The organism is Duganella qianjiadongensis (genome assembly GCF_009857915.1).
Classification (GTDB): Bacteria; Pseudomonadota; Gammaproteobacteria; order Burkholderiales; family Burkholderiaceae_D; genus Rugamonas; species Rugamonas qianjiadongensis.
Window position 1 is genome coordinate 431706 of record NZ_WWCM01000001.1, and the last position, 19725, is coordinate 451430.

The 19725-nt window shown below is 61.7% G+C and carries 17 protein-coding genes; 11 read left to right on the top strand and 6 right to left on the bottom strand.

The window, feature by feature from the left end:
• The first annotated feature begins 2 nt into the window (after positions 1-2).
• From GTP27_RS01975 to GTP27_RS01985, 3 genes are all read left to right on the top strand, one after another.
• Positions 3-329, top strand: a complete 327-nt coding sequence (locus GTP27_RS01975; protein ID WP_161037491.1) for a hypothetical protein — start codon at positions 3-5, stop codon at positions 327-329.
• Complete coding sequence (locus tag GTP27_RS01980) at positions 326-1558, top strand: MFS transporter (RefSeq protein ID WP_161037492.1); 1233 nt, start codon at positions 326-328, stop codon at positions 1556-1558. The genes GTP27_RS01975 and GTP27_RS01980 overlap by 4 nt, the downstream gene beginning before the upstream one ends.
• Positions 1559-1680: 122 nt before the next feature.
• A complete protein-coding gene (locus tag GTP27_RS01985; protein WP_229633306.1) occupies positions 1681-1890 on the top strand; it encodes a hypothetical protein in 210 nt (69 codons plus the stop codon).
• A gap of 123 nt (positions 1891-2013) precedes the next feature.
• Here GTP27_RS01985 and GTP27_RS01990 read toward each other — a convergent pair whose 3' ends face one another.
• Positions 2014-2262: a DUF3297 family protein gene (locus GTP27_RS01990; RefSeq protein WP_155433624.1), complete on the bottom strand. Its 249-nt coding sequence runs from the start codon at positions 2260-2262 to the stop codon at positions 2014-2016.
• A 46-nt stretch (positions 2263-2308) separates the two neighbouring features.
• Entirely contained in the window at positions 2309-3508 is a 1200-nt protein-coding gene (locus tag GTP27_RS01995; protein WP_161037493.1) for a cation:proton antiporter, read from the bottom strand.
• Positions 3509-3784: 276 nt separating this feature from the next.
• Here GTP27_RS01995 and GTP27_RS02000 point away from each other — a divergent pair, with 276 nt between their 5' ends.
• The 5 genes from GTP27_RS02000 to GTP27_RS02020 all read left to right on the top strand — a co-directional run bounded on the left by GTP27_RS02000 (position 3785) and on the right by GTP27_RS02020 (position 9396).
• Entirely contained in the window at positions 3785-4249 is a 465-nt protein-coding gene (locus tag GTP27_RS02000; RefSeq protein ID WP_161037494.1) for a MarR family winged helix-turn-helix transcriptional regulator, read from the top strand.
• Positions 4250-4280: 31 nt separating this feature from the next.
• Positions 4281-5642, top strand: a complete 1362-nt coding sequence (locus tag GTP27_RS02005) for an MFS transporter (RefSeq protein ID WP_161037495.1) — start codon at positions 4281-4283, stop codon at positions 5640-5642.
• Positions 5643-5652: 10 nt separating this feature from the next.
• Positions 5653-6615, top strand: a complete 963-nt coding sequence (locus tag GTP27_RS02010; RefSeq protein ID WP_161037496.1) for a LysR substrate-binding domain-containing protein — start codon at positions 5653-5655, stop codon at positions 6613-6615.
• A 176-nt stretch (positions 6616-6791) separates the two neighbouring features.
• Positions 6792-8084 carry a Glu/Leu/Phe/Val family dehydrogenase gene (locus GTP27_RS02015; protein WP_161037497.1) on the top strand — a complete coding sequence of 431 codons (1293 nt, stop codon included), beginning with the start codon at positions 6792-6794 and terminating at the stop codon, positions 8082-8084.
• Between the two features lie 79 nt (positions 8085-8163).
• The gene (locus GTP27_RS02020; protein ID WP_161037498.1) at positions 8164-9396 is read left to right on the top strand and encodes a malic enzyme-like NAD(P)-binding protein; all 1233 of its coding nucleotides are present in this window, start codon (positions 8164-8166) and stop codon (positions 9394-9396) included.
• A gap of 101 nt (positions 9397-9497) precedes the next feature.
• On the opposite strand, the gene GTP27_RS02025 is transcribed toward GTP27_RS02020, so the two are convergent.
• From GTP27_RS02025 to senA, 3 genes are all read right to left on the bottom strand, one after another.
• On the bottom strand, positions 9498-10823 hold the full coding sequence (locus GTP27_RS02025) for a hypothetical protein (protein ID WP_161037499.1): 1326 nt from the start codon (positions 10821-10823) through the stop codon (positions 9498-9500).
• Between the two features lie 126 nt (positions 10824-10949).
• The gene (locus GTP27_RS02030; RefSeq protein WP_161037500.1) at positions 10950-12245 is read right to left on the bottom strand and encodes a Xaa-Pro dipeptidase; all 1296 of its coding nucleotides are present in this window, start codon (positions 12243-12245) and stop codon (positions 10950-10952) included.
• An 86-nt stretch (positions 12246-12331) separates the two neighbouring features.
• Positions 12332-13534, bottom strand: a complete 1203-nt coding sequence (senA, locus tag GTP27_RS02035; protein ID WP_229633310.1) for a selenoneine synthase SenA — start codon at positions 13532-13534, stop codon at positions 12332-12334.
• A 131-nt stretch (positions 13535-13665) separates the two neighbouring features.
• Here senA and selD point away from each other — a divergent pair, with 131 nt between their 5' ends.
• Positions 13666-14712 (top strand): selenide, water dikinase SelD, encoded by a 1047-nt coding sequence (gene selD, locus GTP27_RS02040; RefSeq protein WP_161037501.1) that lies wholly within the window; start codon positions 13666-13668, stop codon positions 14710-14712.
• A gap of 61 nt (positions 14713-14773) precedes the next feature.
• On the opposite strand, the gene GTP27_RS02045 is transcribed toward selD, so the two are convergent.
• Entirely contained in the window at positions 14774-15844 is a 1071-nt protein-coding gene (locus GTP27_RS02045) for a rhodanese-like domain-containing protein (RefSeq protein ID WP_161037693.1), read from the bottom strand.
• A 483-nt stretch (positions 15845-16327) separates the two neighbouring features.
• Between GTP27_RS02045 and leuA the strand changes: the two genes are divergently transcribed.
• Both leuA and GTP27_RS23990 read left to right on the top strand, forming a co-directional pair.
• Positions 16328-18025 carry a 2-isopropylmalate synthase gene (gene leuA / locus GTP27_RS02050; protein ID WP_161037502.1) on the top strand — a complete coding sequence of 566 codons (1698 nt, stop codon included), beginning with the start codon at positions 16328-16330 and terminating at the stop codon, positions 18023-18025.
• A gap of 145 nt (positions 18026-18170) precedes the next feature.
• A complete protein-coding gene (locus GTP27_RS23990) occupies positions 18171-19718 on the top strand; it encodes a methyl-accepting chemotaxis protein (protein ID WP_161037503.1) in 1548 nt (515 codons plus the stop codon).
• Positions 19719-19725 lie beyond the last annotated feature (7 nt).

A 19725-nucleotide genomic window follows, 5' to 3' on the forward strand; every position in this document is an offset into this window, starting at 1 on the left:
TCATGAAATGGAAACTGCTCTTCATTCCCCTGATACTGGCTGCCATAGCCGCCATGTCCGGCGTCGTCATGTGGCTATGGAACGCCGTCATGCCCGGCATCTTCAGCGGCGTCCAGAGCATCGATTACTGGCATGCCATGGGCCTGCTGATACTATGCCGCATACTGTTCGGCGGCTTCCGCGGGCGTCATGGCCACCACCACGGCTGGCACCACTCGCACCGCGAACGCTGGGCCCGCTGGCAAGCCATGACGCCGGAAGAACGCGCCCAGTTCCATAAAGACCGCGGCATTTTCTGCCGTCCCAAACCTGAAGAAAAGAGCGAATGAAAAAAACCTCCGCCACCCCGTTTAGCGGCTACCAGAAAATCGTCGTCGGCCTGCTGGCTTTCCTGCAGTTCGCCGTCATCCTCGACTTCATGCTGATGTCGCCGCTGGGGGCGCTGATCATGCCGGCGCTGCAGATCAGCCCCAGCCAGTTCGGTCTGGTGGTATCGGCCTATGCTTTCAGCGCCGGCATATCCGGCCTGCTCACGGCCGGTTTCGCCGACCGCTACGACCGCAAGCGTCTGCTGCTATTCTTCTATACCGGCTTCATCCTCGGCACCCTGTGGTGCGGCCTGGCCCAGAGCTTCGAGTCGCTACTGCTGGCACGCATCGTCACCGGCCTGTTCGGCGGCGTGATCGGCTCGGTCGTGCTGGCCATTGCCACCGATCTGTTCGCAGCGGAGCAGCGCGGCCGCGTGATGGGCCTGATCCAGACTGCCTTCGCCGCCAGTCAGGTGCTGGGCCTGCCGGCCGGCATCTACCTGTCCAATCAGTGGAACTGGCACGTGCCCTTCATTGCCATGGCCCTGTTCGGTCTGGCCGGCGGCCTGCTGGTGGCGTGGCAGATGCAGCCGGTGAATGCCCACCTCAAACAGCCGCAGGAACATAGCGCATGGCTGCACCTGTACCACACGCTGACCGAGCGCGAGCACCTGCTGGCGTTTGCCATCACTGCCCTGCTCAGTACGGGCGGCTTCATGCTGATGCCGTTCGGCAGCGCCTACGTGGTCAACAATCTCGGTATTTCGCTCGATCACCTGCCCACCATCTATCTGGTGACGGGCCTGTGTACCATCTTTATCGGGCCGCTGGTGGGCAAGGCCGCCGACAGCGTGGGCAAATTCCGCGTCTATCTGTTCGGCACGGCGCTGTCCATCGTGATGGTGCTGATCTACACCAATCTCGGTCACATCCCGCTGCTGGCGCTGATCATTATCAACACCTTGCTATTTATCGGCATCTTCTCGCGCATGATCCCCGTGCAGGCCATGATGTCCACCGTTCCGACGCCGACCAAACGGGGCGCCTTCAACGCCATCAGCGCTTCCATCCAGCAGCTCTCGGGCGGTCTGGCTTCGGTGGTGGCCGGACATATCGTGGCACGGGGCGTCAGCGGCGAATTGCTGCATTTCGACCGCATCGGCTACGTGGTGGTCGCTTCCGCTTTGCTAGCGATGATACTGGTGTGGCGTTTGCACCAGCAACTGGCGCTGCGGCCACGGCAATCTTGAGATTCTGTCCAAGACAATGAAATAATTGAATATATTGTTGCCGCACGGCATCTTTTTTGTACTATAATGGTTCATGTCGACTACCGCTCACCCGTTATTTATTACAGAAAGGGAAATAGCACATGAACCCGAGAACCATGGATGCCGGCTGCCTGCGCGCGCTGCGCCGCCGCGGCCATTCCGATGCCAGCATCAGCGTGATGACGCCGGAAGAAGCTTTTTGCGAATACTGCGCCTATCACGGCATCATGAACATGATGCCGGCCACGCTGGAAATGCTCGATAAGCTGCGCGCCGAAGCACCGGCCGCCGTCACTGCGCCCGCCGTCTGAGCGCAGCCCCCAAAGCTGCGCCGCTGGCGTAGCGCATGAACGTAAAAAAGCCACCAGCAGCACTGAGCACGCTCAGGCTGATGGTGGCTTTTTTACGCTGCGGGCTAGCTACCCGCACAGCGTTTAACGGTAATAAGCTTCGACTTTGCCTTTCAGCTTGATCAGCATCGGGCGGCCATGGCGGTCCAGACTACGGCCGGCAGCGACCTTGATCCAGCCTTCGCTGATGCAGTATTCGTCCACATCGAGGCGCTCTTTATCGTTGAAACGGATGCCGATATCGTGCTCGAAGATGGCGGCAACATGGAATTTGCTGCGCGGGTCGATCGACAGGCGATCTGGCAGCGGAGGGAGTTGAGTAGTATCGTTCATGGCGCGATTATAGCATCAGCTCCCTACAGGCCCGCTAGCCTGACGCTCAGCTGGTCTTGAAGATCAGCTGGGCTACCCGCTGCAATTTCGGATACACCACCGGCACAGTCAGCATGGTGCTGCCTATCGCCATCAGCAGCAGTGCGGTAAAGGTTTCGCTGGTGATGATCTGCTTGTCCAGCAGGATGTTGACGAAGATGATCATGATCAGTGCCTTGGTCTGCAGCAGCCAGCCGATGATCGATGCTTCACCGGGGCCCCACTTGAGGATCTTGCCGGCGATATGGATGCCGGCCAGCTTGCCCGACACGGAAGCGAACAGCATCACAGCGGCCACCACGAATACTGCCGTGCCGCCCATGGCCCAGTTGGTGCGCAAGCCGGTGCTGAGGAAGAATACCGGCATCACGGCCATCAGCACGTTGGCGCGCAGGAAGTCCATACGCTGCTGGTTGAACCATTCGGCATCCATCACGGCACCGGCCAGGAAAGCGCCCACCATGTAGTGCAGGCCGGCCCAGTCGGCGGCAAAGGCGCAGGCCGCAAGCCAGACGAAGGCCGCATACCAGCGGTCACGCTCTTCCAGCCACTGCATCAGGCGGCGGAACAGCACGGTCGCTACCGCAAACACCACGAGAAAACCGAGCTGGCGGCCCATGCGCTCCCAGTCCAGCAGAATCACGGCCAGCACGCCCCAGATGGCGATATCGTCCAGACTGGCGTAGCGCAGAATACGCTGGCCGATAGGCTGGCGCAGGATTTCCAGTTTTTCCATCAGCAGGATCAGGATGGGCAGGGCTGTCACGGCGCAAGCCATGCCCACGCCCAGCACAAACTGCCAGCTCTGGGCTTTCGGCCCCATCCAGCCGGCATAGCCGAGCAGCCCCAGCGCGGCTACGCTGCCGAACAACAGCGGCACACCCAGCGCCAGACCGGCGGTTATACCGCTCTCGCGCCTGTGCTCCCAGGCTTTTTTCAGATCCAGTTCGATACCGGCGATCATCACGAAGATCATCACGGCCCACCAGGCGATGCCGTTCAGCGACTGCACCACCTGCGGATTGAAAACAAACTGATAGTATTCGGGATAGGCGCGGCCAAGAATGCCGGGCCCCAGCAGAATGCCGGTAATAATCTGCACCACTACCAGCGGCGCATAGTAGTCGGTCTGGCCGACACGCCAGATCAGATAGGGCAGGCTGAATATGATCAGCATCGCGATCAGGAAGATTTCTGTGGTCGCCATGTGAAAAAGTCTCCGTATGGTTTTGTAGTTTAGGTAAAGCCGATTCTAGCCGGCGCGCCAATTCTAGCGCGGTTCATCGGAAAATTACGTAAATCAGTCCAGATTCTCTCTGTTTAGTAAGACTGTAGTTTTATGTCACACATTGTCCAAAACAAAACAATGCTTGCAGTGCCGGAGAAATCCTATATACTTGCTTAATCAAGTATTTATTCAGCATTTATCCAGCACTAATTCAGCGACTAACAAATTTTACTAGCTTACGGAAAGTAGACACGCATGAGCGAGCAACACCTCCCCCTGCCCGATAGCGGCGCCGCGCTGGCACTGGCGCTCAGCCTGGCCCGCGCCCAGGCCACCATGGTGCGCCGGCTTGATCAGGTGCTGGGCTCCTATCACGGTATCAGCTTTGGCGACTTCATGCTGCTGAACTCGCTGGCGCGCGCGCCGGGCGGACGCATGCGCCGGGTCGATCTGGCCGAACGTCAGGGCCTGACCGCTTCGGGCGTCACGCGCACCCTGCTGCCGTTGGAAAAAATCGGCCTGATCGAACGCCAGCAGGACCCGCGCGATGCGCGCGTGGCCTATGCCGCCATTACGGAGAGCGGACGCGAACTGCTGCACAACGCCACCCCGGCAGCAGAACAGTGCAGCAAGGACCTGCTGCGCAACTGCCCTGCAGAACAGTATCCCGCCCTGACGGACGCGCTGACCATCATCAGCGGCCTGCCCGGTGTGGCCTGACCCCAGCACCCGAATAGAAACGGAGCTAGCTATGCAAACCACGGCATCGAATCCACGCGCAGAACTGATGCGCAATCCCAATTTTCTATGGCTGCTGCGCGGCGGCGTGATCTCCATGCTGGGCGACCAGCTCACCATGGTGGCCCTGCCGTGGCTGGTGCTCCGTCTCACCGGCGACACCATGGCACTGGGGCTGGTGATCGCCCTGATGAGCATTCCCCGTGCCGCCTTCATCCTGATCGGCGGCGCCGTGGTCGACCGCTATTCGCCCAAAACGGTGCTGATGCTGAGCAAATATGCCAACGCCATCCTGCTCGGCCTGCTGGCCGTGCTGGTGCTGCGCCAGCACAGCGTGCTGACGCTGGCACTGGGCGGCAGCCTGCAACTGAGTCTGGAGCTGACTCCGCATATCACCCTGATGCTGATCTATGCCCTGGCACTGGGCCTAGGTCTGGCGCAGGCTTTCGGCGTTCCCTCGGGCACCAGCATCATGCCGCAGGCCATACCGGCCCAGTATCTGCAAGCCGCCAACGGCGTGCTGATGAGCTTGCGCCAGCTGACCATGCTGCTGGGTCCCGTGCTGGCGGCGGCCCTGCTGGCGTTTTCCGGCACCGGCACCGGCAGCATGCCGGACGCGCACGGACTGGCCGCCGCCTTTGCGCTCGACAGCCTGAGCTTCATCGTCTCGGCATGGACCCTGAGCCGGGTCCGCATGCAGACCTCCGCCGAGCACGCTGCCGGCCATGCCGCCATCTCCGTCTGGCGCTCCATCGGCGACGGCCTGCTCATGGTGTGGCGCGATGTGCCGCTGCGTCTGTGCTTCATCTACTGGGGCACGGTATCGCTGTTCATCGGTGGCGCCATGCAGGTTGCGCTGCCCGTGCTGGCTAGCGACGTGCTGCACGGCGCCTCCGCACTGGGCCTGCTGATGGCGGCCAACGGCGCCGGCACCCTGCTCGGCATGGCCGCTGCCGCCGCCATCGGCGCACGGCTGCGCTTTGCCAGTTTCGGCAGCATGATACTGCTGATGGATGGGCTGGCCGGCCTGCTGGTGATGGGACTGGGTGCCGCCGGCAATGCATGGCTGGCCGGCGCCCTGCTGCTCGCGCTGGGTGTGCTGGGCGGCTATGTGCAGATCAATGTCTTCACCTGGCTACAGCGCCGCGTGCCAGCACGGATGATGGGCCGTGCGATGAGCATCTTCATGTTCATCTTCATGGGACTGGCGCCTATTTCCGCTGCCGCTACCGGCTGGCTGCTGAAGCTGATCTCGCTGTCGCAATTGTTCGTCGGTGGTGGCATCATACTGGTCACGTTTGCCGCACTGGCCTACCTGTTCACGCCTATCGGCAGCATCACCGCCGACACACCCGAAACACCACAAGCGCAGTAAAGGAAAACGCATGGAAACCAAGTGGCTGGAAGACTTCATCTCGCTGGTCGAGACCAACAACTTCAGTCGTTCGGCCGCGCTGCGCCACGTTACCCAGCCCGCGTTTTCGCGCCGCATCCAGTCGCTGGAAAACTGGCTGGGCACCGACCTGATCGACCGCACTTCCTACCCCACCAGCCTGACCCCGGCCGGGGTGGTGTTCTACGAGCAGGCACTGGAAATGCTGGCACAGATTAACGGCGCGCGCGATATGCTGCGCTCCAAGCGGGCCGCCGCGCAGACCAGCATCGATCTGGCCGTGCCGCACACGCTGTCGCTCACCTTCATCCCCAAATGGCTGACGGCGCTGGAGCAGGATTTCGCCCCCATCAGCAGCCGCCTGATGGCGCTCAATGTGCACGATGCCGTGATGCAGCTGGTGGAAGGCGGCTGCGATCTGCTGCTGTGCTACCACCATCCGCGCCAGCCGGTACAGCTCGACCCTGGCCGCTACGACATGCTGGTGCTGGGGCGCGAATCGCTGCGTGCCTATGCCCGCTGCGACAAGAACCGCGTGCCGGAATTCAGTCTGCCCGGCACGAAAAAAGAACCCCTGCCCTTCCTGTCCTACACCAACAATGCCTACCTCGGACGCATGGTGGAACTGATCCTGACCGATGCGCGCACCACGCTGCATCTGGATCGCCAGTACGAAACCGATATGGCCGAAGGCCTGAAAATGATGGCACTGGAAGGACGCGGCGTGGCCTTCCTGCCCGAATCGGCCGTGACCCGCGAGCTCAAACAGAAACAGCTGGCACGCGCCGATGACGGCAGCGCGCAGTGGGAAATCGAGATGGAAATCCGCCTCTACCGCGAGCGCCCCTCGGCCAGCCGGCGCGGCAAAGCCATCGTCGAACGGCTGTGGGAATTCCTCGAACAGCAGCAGAAAAGCAGCAGCCGCAAACGCCGCGTGGCGGTGTCCGAACGCTAGTTGCGGCAGGCCGTATCTGAGCCAGATCAAATCAGCGAATTTCATAACTATGCAAATTTTGCATAATTGAATGCGCATACAGCATTGGCCGCCTCACGGCCTCCGGTTCTATGATTCGCCCCACTTGAAGCGCGCCACCAGTGCGCTTCAGCCTCGAATCTATCGGAGACCTGAGCATGACTACCGCACCAGCACACGTACTGCCTTCCTACCTGAATCCAGAAGATTTGGGCCCGTGGGGCGTCTACCTGCAACAGATCGATCGCGTCACGCCGCACCTCGGCAGCCTGTCGCGCTGGGTTGAAACCCTGAAGCGTCCCAAGCGCATTCTGACCGTTGACGTTCCTATCGAACGCGACGACGGCAGCATCGCTCACTACGAAGGCTACCGCGTGCAGCACAACATGTCGCGCGGCCCGGGCAAAGGCGGTGTGCGCTTCCACCAGGATGTCACGCTGTCGGAAGTGATGGCGCTGTCGGCCTGGATGACGGTCAAGAATGCAGCAGTCAACGTGCCATACGGCGGCGCCAAAGGCGGTATCCGGGTCGATCCTAAAACCCTGTCGCGCGGCGAACTGCAGCGTCTGACCCGCCGCTACACCAGCGAAATCTCGCTGATCATCGGCCCTAACAAGGACATTCCTGCACCGGACGTCAACACCAACGAACAGGTGATGGCATGGATGATGGACTCCTACGCCATGATCGAAGGTAATCTGTCGACCGGCGTAGTAACCGGCAAGCCTATCTCGCTGGGTGGCTCGCTGGGCCGCCGCGAAGCTACCGGTCGCGGTGTATTCGTGGTTGGCCGCGAAGCTGCCGCCAAGCGCGGCGTAGCGATCGAAGGCGCCCGCGTTGCCGTGCAGGGCTTTGGTAATGTGGGCGGCGTTGCTGCCAGCATGTTCGCCGAAGCGGGTGCGAAAATTATCGCCGTGCAGGATCATACGGGCACCGTAGTGCATCAGGGCGGTCTGGATATTCCCCGTCTGCACAAGCACGTGGCCGAATGCGGCAGCGTTTCCGGCTTCCCCGGCGCTGAAGCCTTCCTCGACCGCGACGCCTTCTGGGGCATCGAGTCCGACATCCTGATTCCGGCCGCGCTGGAACAGCAGATCACGGCTGCCAATGCACCGAAGATCCGCACCAAGATCATACTGGAAGGCGCCAATGGCCCGACCACGCCGGAAGCCGACGACATCCTCACCGACAAGGATGTGCTGATCGTGCCGGACGTGCTGGCCAACGCCGGCGGCGTCACCGTTTCCTACTTCGAGTGGGTACAGGACTTCTCCAGCTTCTTCTGGACCGAAGACGAGATCAATGCGCGCCTGACCCGCATCATGCAGGAGGCTTTCAATTCCGTGTGGACTGTCGCACAGGAGAAGAAAGTAACGCTGCGCACCGCTACCTTCATCCTCGCCTGCACCCGCGTGCTGCAGGCGCGCGAAGTACGCGGCCTGTATCCATGATTTACTGATCCCCAGCAGTTCGCGCCTGCACCGGCTCCGGCCCGTGCAGGCGTTTTTTACATCACACGCAGAGGACTACATGAGCACCATCGAACAGAAAGCACTGGCTTATCATCGTCAGGGCAGCGCCGGCAAAATCGCCATAGAAGTGACCAAGAGCGTAGCCACGCAGGAAGATCTAGCACTGGCCTATTCGCCCGGCGTGGCAGCACCCTGCGTGGAAATCCAGCGTGAACCGGCGCGTGCCTACGAGTACACGGCCAAGGGCAATCTGGTCGGGGTGATTACCAACGGCAGCGCCGTGCTGGGCCTGGGCAATATCGGCGCGCTGGCCGGCAAGCCGGTAATGGAAGGTAAAGTGGTGCTGTTCAAGAAGTTCGCCGGCATCGACGCCTTCGATATCGAGATCGATGAAAGCGATCCCGATAAACTGGTCGACATCATCGCTGCCCTGCACCCTACTTTCGGCGGCATCAATCTGGAAGACATCAAGGCGCCCGAGTGCTTCTACATCGAACGCAAGCTGCGCGAACGTCTCTCCATTCCCGTGTTCCATGACGACCAGCACGGCACTGCCATCGTGGTAGGCGCCGGCATGATCAATGCGCTGCAACTGAGCGGGCGCGATATCGGCAATGCGAAAATCGTCTGCTCCGGCGCCGGTGCTGCCGCCATGGCCTGCCTCGATCTGCTGCTCGATCTGGGTGCAAAACGGGAGAACATTTTTGTCTGCGACAGCAAGGGCGTGCTCACCACCCGCCGCCAACTCGACGGCGAAAAAGCCGCGTGGGCACAGGCTACCGACGCTACCACCCTGTCGCAAGTGATGGTGGACGCCGACGTTTTCCTCGGCGTGTCCGGACCGGGCGTGCTGTCGCCGCGCGATATCGAACAGATGAAGCGCCAGCCGATAGTCTTCACGCTGGCTAATCCGGAACCGGAGCTGCGTCCGGAACTGGTACGCGAAGCAGCACCCGATGCCATCATCGCCACCGGCCGCTCGGATTATCCTAACCAGATCAATAACGCGCTGTGCTTCCCTTACCTGTTCCGCGCTGCGCTCGATAGCGGCGCCTCCACCATCAATCAGGAAATGAAGCGCGCCTGCGTGATGGCGCTGGCCGACATGGCCCGCAGCGACAGCCGCTTCGGCAAGGATTACGTGGTGCCGGGCCTGCTCGATCCGCGCCTGCTGTCCGGCGTCACGCCTAAAATCGCTGCCGCCGCCTTCCGCAGCGGCGTGGCGCGCAAGCAGCTCGACGAGCAAGTGTATGCCGAGGACCTGAAGGACCTGGCCGGGGACCTTTTGTAATCGGCAGTCTAGTTTGGTCTAATCCGGTCTAAAACAGGCTAGATCAGACTAGAGACAGTCTATTTCATGCCTCACCGCATCATCCGTCCCGGCTAAGCTGCTCAGGAACGGGTGATGCTGAACACTTCCAGATGGTATTCGTCGCCGACCAGCAGCAGGCTGTGGTCGGCAAACATCAGCTGGCGCAGCACCGGATAAATCCCCATCACCAGTGCCCCGCCATACAGCCGCAAACGCTTGACGGTATTCTTCTGCGCCGACAGCGCCGCCGTGCCTATGCCGTAGTCGGCCAGCACCAGCACATCGCCCTGCGCGTCGCCGCTGGCATAAGTGCCCACGCCCACATCAGCCAGCAGCAGATTGTTCCTGTACAGGCGCGCATCGATGTAGGGCGCCCGTCCCGATGCCGCCCACTGGCCCGACAGCACTTCCTGCCCCAGTTCCGTGCGCCCCGTCGGCAGCACGGCCACGCCAGATTTATCCAGCGCTACCCCCATCACCCCGCCGGGGCTGGTGAACGTGGCCTTGCCATTCCAGATCGCGCCCATTTTGCCGCTGCCATCAAGCGCCACCGGCATGGGCTCGGCGCCGCCCGTCCCCAGCGTATGGATCACCGGAGCCCCCTGTCCCTTGGGCCACATGGCCAGCATGGCGGTAGAGCCATCGAGCCAGGTGGCGAGCACCGTGCCGTCCGACGTCGCCACATGCGGATGTACGGCAGACAGGGCGATCTCGAACGGCGGCGTCAGCTGACGCCCCGCAAAATCGTATTTGCACAGCTTGAGCAGGTACTGGGTCTTGTCATTAATCGGCAGCAGCGAGAAGGTGGTGGCCAGCCAGAAGCCGTTGCCATCCACAGCCGCAGCGTTTTCCGCCGCCGCCAGTTCGGTGGTCGAACTGGCCGCCACGGCCGGATACAGGTCGACCGCGCTGCCCTGCAATGTGGCCTGGGTGTCGAACTTCAGCATGCGCGTTCCGGGCCCCGCCTGCAGCATCACGAATCCGTCTGGCGCCGGCAGCAACAACCATTCGCCCACATAGCCATCTGCCAGTGTAAATCCGTAATCGACACTGGAAAGCAGCGTGCCATCCTTATCCAGCACACTCATGCGGGTGCGCGGATGGTATAGCTTTTTGTTGATCGTGATGTCAGAGTCGGAGGCCGATAGCACGACGACGCGCTCGCCCACCACCAGCGCTTCGCCCAGACCTTTGAGCGCTACATTGCCGGCCAGCGTGACCAGTTTCGGGCTGGCTGCCGTAATCGTGGCCGTGGTATCCGGCGTCGCCAGACTGCTCTCGCTAGCGGAGCTGGTCTGGGAACTGGAAGAGCCGGAAGATGATGATGAGGCGCCACCACCGCAGGCGCCCAGAGTAGCCGCCAGCAGCAGGCCGGCCAGCTGGCGGGGAAAAGCTTGAAAACGCATACGGGCTCGCAGGGCACGATCTGAAAGCAAAAAGTATATAGAAAAGCACATTTCGCCCTATACCATCTGCGCCACAACAGCATGACCTGGCGAGCCAGCGGGATGACCCGGCAAGCCCTATCTTGTTTATCGGCGGATCACGGCGCCGCCCTTCATCACGAAGCTGACTTTGGCCAGTTCGTCAATATTGGCAAACGGATCACCTTTCACTGCAACGATATCGGCAAATTTGCCTACGCTGAGCGAACCCACGCTGTCCTTCCAGCCCAGCAGATCGGCTGCATTGACGGTGGCCGCCTGAATCGCCTGCATAGGCGTCATGCCGTATTTGACCATGTAGGCAAACTGCTTGCCATTGTCGCCGTGCGGATAGACGCCGGAATCGGAACCGAAAGCCATTTTGGCGCCGCCGTTAAAGGCTTTGCGGAAGTTGTCGCGCTGGATCTGGCCGATCACCTTCTCCTTGGCGATGGATTCGGGCAGCATGCCGGCCTTCTCGCCTTCCTGCAGAATGTAATCGTCGTTGTAGATGTCCATCACCAGATACACGCCCTTCTCGCGCGCCAGACGGATGCCTTCTTCGTCTATCAGGCTGGCGTGCTCGATCGAGTCCACACCGGCAATGATGGCATCGCGGATGCTGCTGGTGCCGTGCGCATGCGCCGCCACCTTGCGGCCCAGCTTATGGGCCTCGGACACGATGGCCTGCATTTCTTCCAGCGTGTACTGCTGTGCGCCCGGCTCATCGCCCTTCGACAGCACGCCGCCCGATGCACAGATCTTGATCACGTCTGCGCCATACTTGGCCATTTCACGCACCTTGGCACGCGCTTCCCACGGGCCGTCCGCCACGCCGCGGCCTGTGACCTTCATATCGGCAGGCAGCAGGTTTTCGTCGCAGTGACCGCCCTGTATGCCGATGGCATAGCCGGCCGTGCGCATGCGCGGGCCGATGAAGTCGCCGTCGTTGATGGCGTCGCGCAGTGCCACGTCGCCAAAGCCGCCGGCGCCAACGTTGCGCACCGAGGTGAAACCGGCTTCCAGCGTCAGGCGCGCGGCGCGCACGCCATACAGCGCAGCGCGCGTGTCGGACACGCCCAGCGCATTGTAGCCGCCCAGCTTGGCGTCATTGGTCAGGTGGGTGTGCATGTCGATCAAGCCCGGCATCACGGTCTGGCCGGACAGATCGATCACCTGCGCCCCGCCAGGCACTTTGGTGCTGGCGCTAGGGCCAACGGCGCTGATGCGCTCTCCGTCGATCACAATGATCTGGTCTTTGAGTACCGTGCCAGCCACCACGTCGACCAGTTTGCCGGCACGGATCACTACCACCTTGCCATGATCGGCAGCAGCAACAGCAGGCACGGCGGCGCTAACGGCGCCCAGTACAGCGGCGGAAATCAGGAGATGCTTGAAATTCATGGGGAACGCCCTTTTCACTGGAAAAGAAAAGCATAGCAGAGCATTTCCGGATAGTCGTACGTATTGTTTAAAAATCTGCAGCGATTTCAGCCCGGCCACGCACAGGTGCGCAGGCCGGCAAACAGGTCATCGCGCTCGGGCAGGTGGAACAGGCGGAACTGCGCCGACAGCATGCGCTGCGGCGTGGCAAACGATGCGCCGCGCAGTACCTGATGGCTGGTGAAGCACGGCGCCGAATACAGCCGGTCCGGCCCCGGCTTGAAATCCGGATAGGGCTCGAACGGCGACGCCGTCCACTCCCACAACTGGCCCCAGCGGAATGCCGGATGGCCGGAACGGGCCGCGTATTCCCACTCGATTTCGGTCGGCAGGCGCCGCCCTGCCCACGCGCAGTAGGCCTGCGCTTCATACAGTGTCAGGTGGCGCACCGGCTCCGCGCCGGCCAGCGTGGCCAGCCGGCCAAAGCGCATGCAGCGCCACTGGGCACCGTCGCGCTGCCAGTAGCGCGGCGCCGAACGCTCCTGCCGCATCAGCCAGTCGGCACCGGCAGGACTCCAGAACTGGCGGTGGTCGTAGCCGCCATCATCGACAAAATCGGCAAACTGGGCATTGCTGACCAGTGTGCTATCTATGCTGAACGGCGCCACCCTGCAGGTATGCGCCTGCTGTTCATTATCGAAGGCGAAAGCGCCGCCACGCCGGCTGCCGATCTCGATGCTGCCGCCCGGGAAGCCGATTTCCGCTGGCGCATAGGCCAGCTGGCGCACCAGCGTGGCCGGTTCCGGCGCGGCCAGCCCCAGCACCTGCAGGGCCGCCAGCAAAGCTTCGCCATGCAGGTCTTCATGGGCCAGCACTAGCCGGTAGGGAAATAGCGCCACATGGTCGTCGGGTTCGCGCATCAGCTTGTCGAGTACGCGATCCAGCACTTCGTGACAGTAGGTTTTCAGCGCGCCGGGCGCAGGCAGATCAAGCCGCCAGCGCTGCAGGTGCGGCACCCGGCTGGCATCGAACCAGCTGTCGCCATGGGCCAGCAGGCAATTTCCATGTGCATCGTCCGGCTGGCTGGAGCTGGCGGCGCGCAGAATGAACCATTCCGCTACCCACGCGATATGCCCCAGCTCCCATACGGGCGGATTGAGGTAGCGTAGCTGCGGCACCAGCTTAGGCTGGTCCATGCCGGCAGCCATAAAACACTCGAACAGAGCGAGCGTATGGCTGCGCGCCTGACGCAATGCCTGGGCCAGCTGCTGCGGGGTCGCGCTACGGAACGAAGGAGCGGATATCGTCATGTTTCGATTGTAGCGCTTTTATCCCGTAACTCCAGTGCTGCAACGCCAGCGCAACAGCCAGGCGTGCGTCGCCTGCGCACTTGGGCGATAATCAGTCCTGTCTGATTCGATCCGAACTAAGGAACCCAACCATGAGCAATGAACCTATCCGCCTGACGTCGTTCTCGCACGGCGGCGGCTGCGGCTGCAAGATCGCCCCCGGCGTACTATCCCAGATCCTGAAGAATTCCAGCGGTTTTCCCGTGCCCAAGGAACTGCTGGTGGGGATAGAAACCTCGGACGACGCAGCGGTTTACCAGCTCAATGACGAACAGGCACTGATCGCCACCACCGATTTCTTCATGCCCATCGTCGACGATCCCTATGATTTCGGCCGCATTGCCGCCACCAATGCCATCTCCGACGTGTACGCCATGGGCGGCACACCCATCATGGCACTGGCACTGGTCGGCATGCCGATCAACAAACTGCCGATCGAGACCATAGGCCAGATTATCAAAGGTGGCGAATCGATCTGCGCCGAGGCAGGCATACCGATCGCGGGCGGCCACACCATCGACTCGGTGGAGCCTATCTACGGACTGGTGGTAATGGGACTGGTCCATCCTTCACGCGTCAAGCGCAATGCCGATGCCCGTGCCGGTGACGTACTGATACTGGGCAAACCGCTAGGCGTGGGCGTGCTCTCGGCCGCGCTCAAAAAAGGCCAGCTCGATGCCGCCGGCTATCAGGCCATGATCGCCAACACCACCAAGCTCAATAAGCCGGGCAAGGCGCTGTCGGAACTGGCGGGCGTGCACGCCATGACGGACGTTACCGGCTTCGGCCTGCTGGGCCACCTGCTGGAACTGGCCCGTGGTGCAGGACTGGAAGCACAGCTCGATATGGCCAGCATTCCCCTGCTGCCCGGCGTGGAGCAGCTGGCCCATGACGGTTTCTTTACCGGCGCATCCGGCCGCAACTGGGAAGGCTATGGCAAGGATGTGCAGCTGGCGCCCACCATTACACAGGCCCAGCACATGCTGCTGACCGATCCGCAAACCTCGGGCGGCCTGCTGGTATCGTGCGATCCGGCCAGCGTCGACGAGGTGCTGGCACTGTTTAAGCGCGAAGGATTCGAGCACGCGGCCGTCATCGGCCGCATGCAGGCCGGCGCAGCGCGCGCTGTCGTCGCCTGATTGGCGTCGACCTAGCCTGATCTGATGGCCGCCCGCGTTTTCGGGCGGCCAGCCAGCGGCTTTATTCTGCAGCGTCCTCCACCGGCAGCGCTTCACCGCGCCAGCGCAGCATGCCGCCAGCCAGATTGGCCACCTGGGTGAAACCGGCCTTGGTCAGCAGCACGCTGGCCTGCGCCGAACGCACGCCGGAACGGCACACCACCACCAGCGGACGTTCACGCTCGAATTCGTCCATCCGCTGCGTCAGTTGCGACAGTGGCACCAGCCTGGCGCCCCGCAGATGGCCCAGCTGGTCGATGAACTCGGCCTCCTCGCGCACATCGACAATCTGCACGCGCTCGCCCAGTTCCAGCAAGGCCATGGGTTCGATTTCCCACACGCCGCTAAAGCGCAGCGTCAGCGGCGCCCAGTGCGGATTATCCAGTGGCGGCGCAGCGCCTTCCGGCTGGCCGCAGCGCAGATTGGCCGGTACCGCCACGGCCATCTGTTTGGGATGGGGCAGATGCAGGTTGTCCATATAGCCGGTGAAATCGCCCACATCCACGTCCCCACCCAGACGCGGATTGTAGCGGCGCTCTTCCGCCACCGTGGTCACGGTAATGCCGCGATAGTCGTGGCCCGGATACAGCAGGCAGTCATCGGGCAGCGTCAGTATCTGGCCGCGCACGGAAGCAAACAGGTGGCGCGGGCTGCCCTGCTGGAAGTCGGTGCGGCCGCAGCCACGTATCAGCAGACAGTCGCCGGTAAACGCCATGCTCTGGTCATCGAGCACAAAAGTCAGGCAGCCATTGGTGTGGCCCGGCGTGGCGCGCACGGCCACATGGCGGCTGCCGAAGCTCACCATGTCCATGTGCTTGAGCGGCTGCTGCACGCCCTGCGCACCGGCCACCGACGCCAGCGCAATGCGGCTGCCGCAGCGCTGGCTCAGGCGCCACGCGCCCGTCACGTGGTCGGCATGGACGTGGGTATCGAGCGTGGCCACCAGCCGCAGGCCCAGTTCCTCCAGCAGTGCCAGATCGCGCGGCACCTGCTCGTAGACAGGATCGATCAGCAGCGCTTCGCCGCTGGCACGGTCGCCCAGCAGATAGGTATAGGTAGAAGAAGCGGCGTCATAGAGCTGGCGGAAGATCAACATGGTATTACTCGACAAAAAAACACCACGATACCAGACTGGCGTGAACCATCAAGCAATTTTGCTTGACACCGGCGCCGGCTTTCTCGTACATTAAAGCCCATGACCTCGCATCTGCACCTATCCGCTTTCCTGCTATCGCCTGCCAGCGCCCTATCGCTAGCAGCGCGCCTACTAGCACGCGCTTAAATCGCGTTCCAGCTGTACCCCCCGGCGGCGGCCACAAGCCCCTCCAGTCTAAAAACCCAGGAAAGTTTGCACCGATGTTCAACCCGGCTACCCATGCTCCATCTGGCACCAGCGCCTGCGCCGCGACCACCCGCGCGCTGCCTGTGCACGCATGCGCCCTGCCGCTACTGCTAATGCTACCGATCGGTTGCCTGGCCTAGTGTCCCGTGGCCGCCCGGCAGCCAGTTGCCACAGCAGAGCGCCAGCCCAGGCCGGCATCCAGCACTTTTCTTTTTCAAGACTCAGGAGCACCCCATGATGTTGCAAAACCCGGCAGCGAAATACCGCGCCTTCCCCGCCGTTCAATTGACCGACCGCCAGTGGCCTAACCAGATCATCAGCCGCCCGCCTATCTGGATGAGCACCGATCTGCGCGATGGCAATCAGGCTCTGATCGAGCCTATGAGCACCGAGAAGAAGCTGCGTTTCTTCGAACTGCTGGTGAAAATCGGCCTGAAGGAAATCGAAGTGGGCTTCCCTTCCGCCTCGCAGACCGACTTCGACTTCGTGCGCATGCTGATCGAGGAAAACCGCATTCCTGACGATGTCACCATCATCGTGCTGACCCAGTCGCGCGAAGAACTGATCCGCCGCACGGTGGAATCGGCGGCCGGCGCCAAGCGCGCCATCATCCACCTGTATAACTCGGTGGCGCCAGTGTTCCGCAAAGTGGTGTTCGGCATGTCGCGCGAACAGATCACCAACATCGCCACCACCGGCACCAAACTGGTCAAGGAGCTGATCAAGCAGCACCCGCAGACCGACTGGGGCTTCGAATACACGCCTGAATCGTTCTCCACCACGGAGCTGGACTTCTCCAAGCATATCTGCGACGCCGTCACGGCCATCTGGGAACCTAGCCCGCAGAAAAAAATGATCATCAACCTGCCATCGACGGTGGAGTGCAGCACGCCCAATGTGTATGCCGACCAGATCGAATGGATGTCGCGCAAGCTGGCACGGCGCGATTCGCTGATCATCAGCGTGCACCCCCATAACGACCGCGGCACCGCCGTGGCGTCGGCCGAACTGGCCGTGATGGCCGGCGCCGACCGCGTCGAGGGCTGTTTATTCGGTAACGGCGAACGTACCGGCAACGTCGATCTGGTCTCGCTGGCACTCAATCTGTACACCCAGGGCGTGCATCCGGGTCTGGACTTCTCCGACATCGACGAAGTGCGCAAGGTGGTGGAAGAATGCAACCAGTTGCCGGTGCACCCGCGCCACCCTTACGTCGGCGATCTGGTGTTCACCGCCTTCTCCGGCTCGCATCAGGACGCCATCAAGAAAGGCTTCGCCCAGCAGCAGCAAGGCGCGCTGTGGGAGATCCCTTACCTGCCTATCGATCCGCAGGATCTGGGCCGCAGCTACGACGCCGTTATCCGGGTCAATAGCCAGTCCGGCAAAGGCGGCATGGCCTATCTGCTGGAACAGGACTACGGTCTGGTACTGCCACGCCGCCTGCAGATCGAATTCAGCCGCGCCGTGCAGGAAGTGGCCGACGCCACCGGTCTGGAAATCACCGCGCAGGGCATCTACGACATCTTCAGCAAAGAGTATTTCGAGCCGGTGACGCCGTATGCCTACAGCGCCCATAAGCTGATCGAAGATACCACCAGCGACGAACCGGTGCAGATCGATATCGCCCTGCTGCACCAGCATGCACCGCTGGCCCTGCAGGGTGGCGGCAACGGCCCGATAGACGCCTTCGTCAATGCACTGGGACTGGACATCAAACTGATGGACTATCACGAACACTCGATCGGTTCCGGCGCCAACGCCAAGGCAGCCTGCTATGTGGAACTGCGTCTGGCCAACGGCCCTACCCTGTTCGGTGCGGCCATCGACAGCAACATCGTCACCGCCTCGTTCAAGGCCGTGCTGAGCGCAGTCAACCGTCAGTTGAAACGCAAGGAAACCATGCCTGAAAGCAAGGAAACTGCCCCTGTCTGAAGCTATCATTTTAGCAGTGAATAAATAACAAAAGGCCGCGTAGAAATACGCGGCCTTTTCGTTGTTGCGCTGCAACGGGCTAAATTCTTCATGCAGCGGATCTCGATATACTGAATTGAAATCCACCTGCCAAGGAAAAGTCGCCATGTTCATCTCCAACCTGAAAATCGGCGCGCGTCTGGGCGCTGCCTTTGGTGCAGTACTCCTGCTGATGGCAATCGTGATCGGCGTCAGCCTGCAGCGCCTCAACGGTATCGGCACGCTGAGCAGCACCATCATCGATCAGGACTGGATCAAAGCCGATGCGGCGGCACTGGTCAGCAGCACTACCCGGGCTAATTCCACCCTGACGCTGGAACTGTTCACGACGGACGATGCGGGCCGCATCGCCGCCATTTACAAGGAAATCGACAGCAACAAGAAAGCCATCACGGCGGCGCTGGAAACGCTGGACAAACTGATTATGCGTGAAGAAGGCAAGGCCCTGATGCAGCAAATCGGCGTGCAGCGCAAAGCCTATGTCGCTTCCTTCACGCAGGTAGGCAAATTGCTAGGTTCGGGCCAGCGCGAGGCCGCCATCACGGCCCTGCATACCGACATGCTGCCCAAACTGACTACTCTGCAGGAATCCATCATCAAACTCAATGAGCGCCAGCGCTCCCTCGTCACCAAGCATGGCGAAGAAATCGAACATAACATCAGCGTTGCCACCCAGATGATGATCTGGATGGGCATCGCTGCACTGGCCATAGGCGCGCTGGCCGCATGGCGCGTCACCCGCTCGATCACCGCGCCTATTGCTGTTGCAGTGGCGGCAGCGGAGGCCGTCGCCAAAGGCGATCTGACCTGCCATATCAGCCATGAGCATACGGATGAAATGGGCCAGTTGCTGACAGCACTGCGCCAGATGACGGATAACCTGTCCGACATCGTCGGCCGCGTGCGCGGCAGCACCTCCGCCATCCGCACCGCATCGAGCGAAATCGCCAGCGGCAATATGGATCTGTCCTCGCGCACGGAAGAACAGGCCAGTTCGCTGGAAGAGACTGCCGCCTCGATGGAAGAACTGACCAGCACCGTGAAGAACAATGCGGGCCACGCCATCGAAGCCAACGAACTGGCGCGCGCCGCCAATGACGTGGCCCGCCGTGGCGGCGAAGTGGTCGGCCAGGTAGTGGGCACCATGAACTCGATCAACGATTCGTCGCGCAAGATCGTCGACATCATTGCCGTCATCGACGGCATCGCCTTCCAGACCAATATTCTGGCACTGAACGCTGCAGTGGAAGCGGCGCGGGCCGGTGAGCAGGGGCGCGGCTTTGCCGTGGTGGCCACCGAAGTGCGCAATCTGGCCCAGCGCTCGGCGGCCGCTGCCAAGGAGATCAAGGAACTGATCGACGATTCGGTGGACAAGGTTTCGGCCGGGGCCAAACAGGTGGAGCTGGCCGGCAGCACCATGGACGAGGTGCAGGAAAGCATACGCCGCGTCACCTCTATCGTGGGCGACATTACCCGCGCCGATACCGAACAGCTAGGCGGTATCGAACAGATCAACATCGCCATCAGCCAGATGGATGAAGTCACCCAGCAGAATGCGGCGCTGGTGGAACAGGCCGCCGCTGCAGCCGCGGCCATGCAGGATCAGGCCGATGATCTGAACCAGATGGTGGCCCAGTTCCGCCTGTCGGCCTGAAACCGGT

Bases quoted from the DNA above. Each gene is read 5' to 3' on its own strand.
- GTP27_RS02025 (WP_161037499.1), bottom strand. From the start codon at position 10,823: ATGCGTTTTCAAGCTTTTCCCCGCCAGCTGGCCGGCCTGCTGCTGGCG.
- leuA (WP_161037502.1), top strand. From the start codon at position 16,328: ATGATGTTGCAAAACCCGGCAGCGAAATACCGCGCCTTCCCCGCCGTT.
- GTP27_RS01995 (WP_161037493.1), bottom strand. From the start codon at position 3,508: ATGGCGACCACAGAAATCTTCCTGATCGCGATGCTGATCATATTCAGC.
- GTP27_RS01990 (WP_155433624.1), bottom strand. From the start codon at position 2,262: ATGAACGATACTACTCAACTCCCTCCGCTGCCAGATCGCCTGTCGATC.
- GTP27_RS02015 (WP_161037497.1), top strand. From the start codon at position 6,792: ATGACTACCGCACCAGCACACGTACTGCCTTCCTACCTGAATCCAGAA.
- GTP27_RS01980 (WP_161037492.1), top strand. From the start codon at position 326: ATGAAAAAAACCTCCGCCACCCCGTTTAGCGGCTACCAGAAAATCGTC.
- GTP27_RS01975 (WP_161037491.1), top strand. From the start codon at position 3: ATGAAATGGAAACTGCTCTTCATTCCCCTGATACTGGCTGCCATAGCC.
- GTP27_RS02020 (WP_161037498.1), top strand. From the start codon at position 8,164: ATGAGCACCATCGAACAGAAAGCACTGGCTTATCATCGTCAGGGCAGC.
- selD (WP_161037501.1), top strand. From the start codon at position 13,666: ATGAGCAATGAACCTATCCGCCTGACGTCGTTCTCGCACGGCGGCGGC.
- GTP27_RS02005 (WP_161037495.1), top strand. From the start codon at position 4,281: ATGCAAACCACGGCATCGAATCCACGCGCAGAACTGATGCGCAATCCC.
- GTP27_RS01985 (WP_229633306.1), top strand. From the start codon at position 1,681: ATGAACCCGAGAACCATGGATGCCGGCTGCCTGCGCGCGCTGCGCCGC.
- GTP27_RS02000 (WP_161037494.1), top strand. From the start codon at position 3,785: ATGAGCGAGCAACACCTCCCCCTGCCCGATAGCGGCGCCGCGCTGGCA.
- GTP27_RS02030 (WP_161037500.1), bottom strand. From the start codon at position 12,245: ATGAATTTCAAGCATCTCCTGATTTCCGCCGCTGTACTGGGCGCCGTT.
- senA (WP_229633310.1), bottom strand. From the start codon at position 13,534: ATGACGATATCCGCTCCTTCGTTCCGTAGCGCGACCCCGCAGCAGCTG.
- GTP27_RS23990 (WP_161037503.1), top strand. From the start codon at position 18,171: ATGTTCATCTCCAACCTGAAAATCGGCGCGCGTCTGGGCGCTGCCTTT.
- GTP27_RS02010 (WP_161037496.1), top strand. From the start codon at position 5,653: ATGGAAACCAAGTGGCTGGAAGACTTCATCTCGCTGGTCGAGACCAAC.